Source organism: Thermosulfurimonas dismutans (assembly GCF_001652585.1).
GTDB lineage: Bacteria > Desulfobacterota > Thermodesulfobacteria > Thermodesulfobacteriales > Thermodesulfobacteriaceae > Thermosulfurimonas > Thermosulfurimonas dismutans.
On record NZ_LWLG01000044.1, the window covers coordinates 1 to 843 of the forward strand.

Genomic DNA, 843 nt, shown 5'->3' on the forward strand with positions numbered 1-843 from the left:
GCAAAGGCCTAGGCAAGATCCTTTCTGAAAAAATGCTTTCGGTGGCCAGAGATATGTACTTGAAACGCATTCGTATGCACATTTTGAAAGAAAATGAAAAAATGCTCACCCTAGCCCAAAAGTTAGGTTTCAAACCTGTAGATTTAGAAGAAGACATAGTTCGAGTAGAAAAAATCCTAAATTAAGGGGAGTGATTATGGCTGAAAGTTTGAAAATTATACTGTCCCCAGAAGAAATTACTCAACGACTCAAAGAACTCGGAGAAGAAATTTCAAGAGAATACGAGGATAAACCCTTGGTTCTCATCGGCGTTTTAAAGGGGGCTTTCGTTTTCCTGGCCGACCTCATGCGGGTGCTGAGGCTTCCTCAGGTGGAGGTAGATTTTGTGCTTGAGGTATCTCTCGTCTAGGAGTAAAAGAAATCACTTCCAAACCCGATCTTTTAGCTTGTTCGGAAACATTACTTAATAACTCCGGAATCTCTTTTTCACTGGGCAAGGTAACTATTATCTTTTTCAAAAATATCTTCCTTCTTTGTAACTTTTTCTCTAACAACGTCTTTTGTAGAGCCAGCTTTTTATATTTAGAAATCTCCTCCTTTAATTGGATAATTTCCCTACGCAATCCTTTGATATTTTTATACTTTGGGACAAAATACCAATAACCGTACAAGAAACTCGGCAGTAATAAAGAAAGAATAGCTAACAAACATTTCTGTTGAAAACTGAGGGATTCTAATTGCTTACCAAACCACATCTTGAGAACTAAGACTTTTTCCTTCAACATCAACATTTCAATACTTAATCCATATCCTAAATTCTACAAGATTATAACCCTTAACGTT

The 843-nt window shown here is 36.9% G+C and carries 3 protein-coding genes; 2 read left to right on the top strand and 1 reads right to left on the bottom strand.

Translation table 11 applies throughout. The features are described 5' to 3' along the window. Together TDIS_RS11220 and TDIS_RS10635 are read left to right on the top strand one after the other, a co-directional pair. Positions 1 to 185, top strand: a 185-nt coding sequence (locus tag TDIS_RS11220; RefSeq protein WP_161939529.1) for a GNAT family N-acetyltransferase, incomplete at its 5' end; no start/stop codon positions are given. Positions 186 to 196: 11 nt separating this feature from the next. Continuing rightward, positions 197 to 409, top strand: a complete 213-nt coding sequence (locus TDIS_RS10635) for a phosphoribosyltransferase family protein (RefSeq protein ID WP_068671862.1) — start codon at positions 197 to 199, stop codon at positions 407 to 409. On the opposite strand, the gene pilO is transcribed toward TDIS_RS10635, so the two are convergent. Further along, the gene (pilO, locus tag TDIS_RS11630; protein ID WP_084271092.1) at positions 345 to 791 is read right to left on the bottom strand and encodes a type 4a pilus biogenesis protein PilO; all 447 of its coding nucleotides are present in this window, start codon (positions 789 to 791) and stop codon (positions 345 to 347) included. The two genes, TDIS_RS10635 and pilO, sit on opposite strands and share 65 nt — an antisense overlap. Between the last annotated feature and the right edge of the window lie 52 nt (positions 792 to 843).

Coding starts and splice junctions, on each gene's coding strand:
- pilO (WP_084271092.1), bottom strand. CDS start 791: ATGTTGATGTTGAAGGAAAAAGTCTTAGTTCTCAAGATGTGGTTTGGT.
- TDIS_RS10635 (WP_068671862.1), top strand. CDS start 197: ATGGCTGAAAGTTTGAAAATTATACTGTCCCCAGAAGAAATTACTCAA.